A 7338-nucleotide genomic window follows, 5' to 3' on the forward strand; every position below is an offset into this window, starting at 1 on the left:
CTCTCACCCGACGTTCGCTTTATGACTGGCCTGCATGACCATGGATAACGACAACACCCTGCCCCGCTATACGCGCCTTTCCGGCCTGGAACCGCTGGTCATTACGCCCGACCTGCTGTTTATCAACGTCGGCGAGCGCACCAATGTCACCGGCAGCGCGGCATTCAAGAAGATGATCAAGGAGGGCCGCTTCGAGGAAGCGGTCGACGTAGCGCGGCAGCAGGTGGCCAGCGGCGCGCAGATCATCGACATCAACATGGACGAAGGCCTGATCGATTCCGAAGCCGCCATGGTGCGCTTCATCAATCTGATCTCGTCCGAACCGGATATCGCGCGCATTCCGGTCATGGTCGACTCGTCCAAGTGGTCGGTCATCGAAGCCGGCCTGCAATGCCTGCAGGGCAAGGGCGTGGTCAATTCCATCTCGATGAAGGAAGGCGTGGAAACCTTCATCGAACAGGCGAAGAAAGTGCAGCGCTACGGCGCCGCCGTGGTGGTGATGGCCTTCGACGAAGTCGGCCAGGCCGACACCTGCGCGCGCAAGGTGGAAATCTGCACGCGCGCCTACCGCATCCTGGTCGACGAAGTGGGCTTTCCGCCCGAAGACATCATCTTCGACCCGAATATCTTCGCCATTGCCACCGGCATCGAAGAACACAACAACTACGCGGTCGACTTCATCGAAGCCACGCGCATCATCAAGCAGACCTTGCCTCACTGCCATGTCTCCGGCGGCGTGTCGAACGTATCGTTCTCGTTCCGCGGCAACGAGCCGGTACGCCAGGCCATCCACGCGGTATTCCTCTACCACGCCATCCGCGCCGGCATGGACATGGGCATCGTCAACGCCGGCGGCCTGCCCATCGTCGACGACCTCGATCCCGACCTGCGCGAACGCGTCGAAGACGTGGTGCTCAACCGCCGCGACGACGCCACCGAGCGCCTGCTGGAAATCGCCGACCGCTACAAATCCAGGAAAGGCGAAGCCGTCGTCGAAGTGCACGCCTGGCGCGAGCAGCATGTGCGCGAACGCCTCAAGCACGCCCTGGTACACGGCATCGACCAGTTCATCGACGAAGACACCGAGGAAGTGCGCCAGCTGTCCACGCGCCCGCTGGACGTGATCGAAGGCCCGCTGATGGACGGCATGAACGTGGTCGGCGACCTGTTCGGCGCCGGCAAGATGTTCCTGCCCCAGGTGGTCAAATCCGCCCGCGTGATGAAAAAAGCCGTTGCCTATCTGCTGCCTTACATCGAAGAGGAAAAGCTGCGCAGCGGCGACGTCGGCAAGACCAACGGCAAGATCATCATGGCCACGGTCAAGGGCGACGTGCACGACATCGGCAAGAACATCGTCGGCGTCGTACTGCGGTGTAACAACTTCGACGTGGTCGACCTCGGCGTGATGGTACCGACGCAGAAAATCCTCGACGCCGCGCGCGAGGAAAAAGCCGACATGATCGGCCTGTCCGGCCTGATCACACCGTCGCTGGAAGAAATGAGCCACGTGGCCAAGGAAATGCAGCGCCAGGGCCTGGAAATTCCGCTGCTGATCGGTGGCGCGACGACGTCCCGCGCGCATACCGCGCTGAAGATCGAACCGCACTACAAATCGCCGACCGTCTGGGTGAAAGACGCCTCTCGCGCCGTCGGCGTGGCCCAGTCGCTGATCTCCAAAGACCTGATCGACGACTTCATGACGCGCATCCGCCACGAATATGCGGAAATCCGCACCCGCCACAAGGATCGCGGCCCCGGCAAGAAACTGGTCACCTTGACCCATGCCCGCGGCCAGGCCTTCAACGGCGGCTGGGACAGCTATGTACCGCCGGCGCCGGTCAAGCCTGGCCTGACCGTATTCGACGACTATCCGCTGCAAAGCCTGGTCGACTTCATCGACTGGACGCCGTTCTTCTCCACCTGGGAACTGGCCGGCAACTACCCTGCCATCCTCGACGACGAAATCGTCGGCGTGCAGGCGCGCGAGCTGTACAAGGACGCGCGCAACATGCTGCGCAAGCTCATCGAGGAAAAGTGGATTTCCGCGCGCGGCGTGATCGGCCTATGGCCGGCCAACAGCGTCGGCGACGACGTGGAAGTGCGCGCGGGCGACGGCAAGCCGACCCTGCTGCGCTTCCTGCGACAGCAGGCCGACAAGCCGCCCGAGCGGCCCGATTTCTGCCTGGCCGACTTCGTCGCGCCCAAGGCATCCAAGGTCGCCGACTGGATCGGCGGTTTCGCCGTGACCGCCGGCATCGGCATCGAGCCGCACCTGGAGCGCTTCGAAAAAGACCACGACGACTACTCGTCCATCCTGCTCAAGGCCCTGGCCGACCGCCTGGCCGAAGCCTTTGCCGAACATATGCACCAGCGCGTGCGGCGCGAATTCTGGGGCTATGCCACCGACGAAGGCCTGGCCAACGACGACCTGATCGCCGAGAAATACGTCGGCATCCGCCCGGCGCCGGGCTACCCCGCCTGTCCGGAACACACCGAAAAAGGCACCTTGTTCGATCTGCTGGATGCGGAAAAGAACACCGGCATCGAACTGACCGACAGCTTCGCCATGTACCCCGCGGCAGCGGTTTCCGGCTGGTATTTCTCGCACCCGCAAAGCCAGTACTTCGTGGTTGGCCGGGTCAGCAAGGAACAAGTGGAAGACTACGCAAAGCGCAAGGGCTGGACCGTGGAAGTGGCGGAGCGGTGGCTGGCGCCGTTGCTGGATTACGATCCGGAGTAGCTCGAAGGCGGCTCGCGACTTCGCGTGATGCGGGTTGCGGGAATGTTCGCGACAATCCCGATTCGAGCTGGCTGGAAAACCTGCCGCCTCACCCGCCCGTCTCCCACGCAAGCGTGGAGGCAAGGGCCAAAGCGTGGCGCATCGATAATTAAAAAAAGCGGCCTAGGCCGCTTTTTTTTGTTGCGTCTATTGGCTGTCCGCTCACCCGACTCCGGCTGTCCGTTCCTGCTGCCGATGCCGCAACTCCACGATCAGGTTGTACATCGCCACCAGCGCCGGAAACGCATTCTGCAGAATGCCGACCGAATCGTTCTTGCCCCAGATGAAATACGACAAGGTCATCAGGCTGCCGACGATGGACAGATACCAGAACGCCATCGGCAAATGCGCGCGCTTGAGCCGGCGTGTCGCATACATCTGCACGAACCAGCGTGCAGTGAACAAGAACGCGCCGAGGTAGCCGATCAGCTTCCACGGCGTGATGACCACATGGTCGAAATCGAACAGAACTTGATCCATGACGGGCTACTGGCTAGGACGGAAGAGGCGCCGCGCACCACGCGGGGGTGGCTATTCTAGCAGCGCCTACGAGCTTGGCCGTTTCGTGACCCCTGTCGTTGACAGGGCGCAGGCAGCGCCGTACTGTCTCGCGCTGACCGGTCTGAGGGGACTAGGTCTGCAGACGCAATGCCGGGGGGCATAGCGTCGAAATCGGTTCACGCCGCACAGCGCGGCACCTATTCGACACAAATCCATTTCAGTACAAGCGCAGCCGGGATGCCGCGCAGCCGTGGGCGTTTTTACCCGCCGTCGCGGCAGCACTCGGGCGAAATGCATCGCCCGGGGGATTGCGGCCGCGCCGGAAAGCGCGGTCGGCGATCGTGGGGAGGGGTCGGCTCCCGCCGGTGCGATGCAGTGGCACAACTGCGCGCGCCCTGGCTGGAACGTCCGGGGAGGGACCAGCGATCGGCTTCCGGGGGGAGGCCGGACCTGCGAGGCCAGCGACTCGCGCATGCACTGAAAAACGTGCAGGTGCGGCTGTGCGCTGTGTCGCCCCGGCGGGTGTCCGACGAGTCATCGACGTCCAACCAGAGAACGTTCATGCCATCGTCCAGATTCACCGCACTACGCGCCATTGCCGGCGCCTTTGCCTTCATGGCGGTCACCGCGCACGCGCAGGACCGCTCCGCCGCCTTCGCCGTGCCCACCATCGCGGCCCAGCGCAGCGCCGATATCCGCCTGAGCCTGGCCGATGTCGGCGCCCGTGCACCGCAGCAGATCGACGTGAGCGGCGCCTCGTTCATCAAGGTGCATTTCGACCATTTCAGCCTGCCCGCAGGCCTGACCCTCGAAGTCAGCAACGCCGACGGCACCGAGGTCTACCGCTACTCCAAAGACAAGCTCGATGCCCACACCAGCGACGCACGCCGCGGCGACGACGGCCAGAGCCGCTTCTCGGCCATGTCCATCAGCGGCAGCATCGCCGTGCTGCGCCTGGTCGGCACCGCGCAGGAACGCTGGACGCGCGACCACGGCGTAACCATCGGCAGCTACCTGGAAGGCTTCCCGGAAGACCTGCTGCCCGCCCTGCAGCAGGAGAAACTGCTCAGCGGCCCCACGCCCGAAGCCATCTGCGGCAGCAACGACAAGCGCGCCGCGGCCTGCTACCAGACCAGCGACACCGCCGCCTTCGACCGCACCCGTCCGGTAGCCCGCCTGGTGATGGGCGGCGGTGGCCTGTGCACGGCCTGGCGCGTCGGCGCCGACAACCGAATGTTCACCAACAACCACTGCTTCGCCAGCACCAGCGAAGTAGCCGCCTCGGAAGTGTGGTTCAACTACCAGGCCGCCAGTTGCACCGGCACCACCAGCGCCACCACCACCAAGGTACCCGGCGACACCTTGCTGAAAACCGACACCACCCTCGACTACAGCCTGTTTACCGTAAAGAACTTTGCCACTATTTCCAGTTTCGGCCATATGGGACTGGACGTGCGCGTACCCACCACCGGCGAAGAAATCTTCATTCCGCAGCATCCCGGCGGCCGCCTGAAGGAACTGGCCACCGTCAGCGACCAGAACGGCGGCGGCCGCTGCAAGGTGGACGCGGCCATCACCAACGGCAACGGCACCAATACCGACGCCGGCTACAAATGCGATACCGAACCCGGCAGCTCCGGCTCGCCCGTGCTGGCGCGCAGCAGCAACAAGGTGATCGCCCTGCACCACCTGGGCGGCTGCAACAACACCGGCGCGCATATCGCCAAGATCTGGCCGCAGGTAGCGACCTATTTCAACAACACCATTCCGGCCGGCGACGGCGGCAGCGGCCCCGGTAACCAGCCGCCCACGGCCAATTTCAGCTTCACCACGAATGGCCTGACGGCCGCCTTCACCGACGGCAGCAGCGACAGCGACGGCAGCATCGCCAGCCGCAGCTGGAACTTCGGTGACAGCACCACCAGCACCGCCACCAGTCCCAGCAAGACCTACAGCGCCGCCGGCACCTATACCGTCACGCTGAGCGTGACCGACAACCAGGGCGCCACCAACAGCACCAGCCGCTCGGTCAGCGTCGGCTCTACCGCGCTGATCCTGCAGAACGGTGTTCCCGTCAGCGGCCTCGCCGCCGCCGCCAACGCCGAAATCCAGTACACGATGACGGTACCTGCCGGCGCGACCAACCTGGTATTCCAGGCCAGCGGCGGCACCGGCGATGCCGACCTCTACGTGAAATACGGCGCCGCTCCCACCACCAGCAGCTACGACTGCCGTCCCTACCTGGGTGGCAATGCGGAAACCTGCACCATTGCCGCGCCCCAGGCCGGCACCTGGTACATCAAGCTGCGCGGCTACAGCGCCTTCAGTGGCGTGAGCCTGAAAGGCAGCTACACCACCGGCAGTGCCGGCCCGCGCTTCGACAGCACCACCGATGTCGCCATCACCGACAACGCCACCGTGGAAAGCCCGATCACGGTCAGCAGCGTCAGCGGCAACGCCCCGGCCGCACTGAAAGTCGACGTGACCATCCTGCACACCTACCAGGGCGACCTGAAGGTGGACCTGATCGCGCCCAACGGCACCGCCTTCAACCTGTGGAACCGCACCGGCGCCGGCACCGACAACATCGTGCAGACCTTCACCGTCAACGCCTCCGCCGTCGCCGCCAACGGCGTGTGGAAGCTGCGGGTGAACGACAACGGCCCGGGGGATACGGGCAAGATCGATCAGTGGGGCTTGCAGTTCTGAGTCATTGAAACATCGCTACAACGCATCGCGGCAGGCAGCAGCACTGCCTGCCGCGATCTGCGGCAGGAAACCGGAACTGCGCCAGCAGCTGCGCTGCGGCAACGATGTAGCGAGAATAAGCGCAAACCCGGCCGGCAAAGCAGCAGCCGGCTTACGCGTCCGTCAGCGCTTGACGACGCGCGGCGCGCGATGGATTTCGCCCGACTGCCCGTCCGCCACACTGATGCCCAGTGCATGCGCCGTCACGATGATGAAAGGCAGCACCTCGTCGACCCGCGACGGCACAATCGCCAGCATGCCCATGTCATGCCCGAAGTTGCCGAGCATGGGCCCGTCGGCCCAGGGGCAGGCGTCGCTCGAATCGTCATCCGGCGCGTAGCTGGAAAGACACGGATAGCGCGCAGTCAAGCGCTCGTGCAATGCGAGCAAAGCGGGCGCCTTGGGCCGGTCATCGTCATCGTCGTCGTAGGCATCGCCGATCGCCTCGATCATGTCCCAGGCTTTTTCATCGCCCGCAGGCAAAGGCTTGACCAACAGCTCAATCGTGAAACTCATGGCAGGCTTCCGGCAAAGGTTGCGGCGATGGTCGGCGATTGGCGGGGGAATGGGCAATATCGGTGCTGGCGGCCCCGCTATGCCGGCACGAAATACGGGCAGAACGCCTGCGCCAGCCCTGCCACAAACCCCGAACCTGGGCAGCCGGCCTCGGCCCCGACGGCGCCAGCCCCATCGAGGGCTTGGCAACTACACCGCCCCGCGCTAGGATTCGAGCTCTTGCGCCGCAACGGCGCAGTGCAGTCACCATGGGGCGGTAGCTCAGCTGGGAGAGCGTCGCGTTCGCAATGCGAAGGTCGAGGGTTCGATCCCCTTCCGCTCCACCAATTAGATCAGCAAGTTACATTGAAGCCGGCTTAGTGCCGGCTTCTTCGTAACAGCACCGTAACAGCACTTTGAGCCCGCAACCTTACCTTTGCGGCCTCCCTCCTTGTGCTTCCCTTCCCCACTCCGAAAACGATTTTCCTTGTGCGTCCGCCAGAATCCTATAGTGTACATATGTACTTAGATACAAAGAAAGCACTGCACTGGATAACATCCACCTGAGTGTCGTACTCGCCACTCTCAATGACATCGCGGATTGCTTCGTCTAGCTGATCCGGCAGCGGAATAGATGCCGTAAGTATCTTGGTCATGCAATATAGCCTCCTACTTATTAATTATGATCAAAATATAACAATGTCAATATGCAATAATATGCGTTGGTCTTTATGGCGCAGAAAACGCCATGGACGTCGGCAAGATGCGTCACATCTTGAACAATGCTCAAGATACGGCAATACGGCGGATACTCA

The 7338-nt window shown here is 63.2% G+C and carries 4 protein-coding genes and 1 tRNA gene; 3 read left to right on the forward strand and 2 right to left on the reverse strand.

Annotated elements, in window-relative coordinates; genetic code table 11:
* The first annotated feature begins 40 nt into the window (after positions 1-40).
* Positions 41-2740 carry a methionine synthase gene (gene metH / locus DFR29_RS27810; protein ID WP_133821915.1) on the forward strand — a complete coding sequence of 900 codons (2700 nt, stop codon included), beginning with the start codon at positions 41-43 and terminating at the stop codon, positions 2738-2740.
* Between the two features lie 201 nt (positions 2741-2941).
* Here metH and DFR29_RS27815 read toward each other — a convergent pair whose 3' ends face one another.
* Positions 2942-3259, reverse strand: coding sequence for a lipid-A-disaccharide synthase N-terminal domain-containing protein (locus DFR29_RS27815; protein WP_133821912.1), 318 nt, complete (start codon positions 3257-3259; stop codon positions 2942-2944).
* Between the two features lie 582 nt (positions 3260-3841).
* Here DFR29_RS27815 and DFR29_RS27820 point away from each other — a divergent pair.
* Complete coding sequence (locus DFR29_RS27820) at positions 3842-5989, forward strand: pre-peptidase C-terminal domain-containing protein (protein WP_166654400.1); 2148 nt, start codon at positions 3842-3844, stop codon at positions 5987-5989.
* A 162-nt stretch (positions 5990-6151) separates the two neighbouring features.
* Here DFR29_RS27820 and DFR29_RS27825 read toward each other — a convergent pair whose 3' ends face one another.
* The gene (locus DFR29_RS27825; protein ID WP_133821914.1) at positions 6152-6544 is read right to left on the reverse strand and encodes a hypothetical protein; all 393 of its coding nucleotides are present in this window, start codon (positions 6542-6544) and stop codon (positions 6152-6154) included.
* A 250-nt stretch (positions 6545-6794) separates the two neighbouring features.
* Here DFR29_RS27825 and DFR29_RS27830 point away from each other — a divergent pair.
* Positions 6795-6870: transfer RNA gene (locus tag DFR29_RS27830), tRNA-Ala, on the forward strand.
* Positions 6871-7338 lie beyond the last annotated feature (468 nt).

Source organism: Tahibacter aquaticus (assembly GCF_004363655.1).
Classification (GTDB): domain Bacteria; phylum Pseudomonadota; class Gammaproteobacteria; order Xanthomonadales; family Rhodanobacteraceae; genus Tahibacter; species Tahibacter aquaticus.

What these genes read in the sequence shown, in the direction of transcription:
- DFR29_RS27815 (WP_133821912.1), bottom strand. Translation starts at nt 3,259, where the DNA reads ATGGATCAAGTTCTGTTCGATTTCGACCATGTGGTCATCACGCCGTGG.
- metH (WP_133821915.1), top strand. Translation starts at nt 41, where the DNA reads ATGGATAACGACAACACCCTGCCCCGCTATACGCGCCTTTCCGGCCTG.
- DFR29_RS27820 (WP_166654400.1), top strand. Translation starts at nt 3,842, where the DNA reads ATGCCATCGTCCAGATTCACCGCACTACGCGCCATTGCCGGCGCCTTT.
- DFR29_RS27825 (WP_133821914.1), bottom strand. Translation starts at nt 6,544, where the DNA reads ATGAGTTTCACGATTGAGCTGTTGGTCAAGCCTTTGCCTGCGGGCGAT.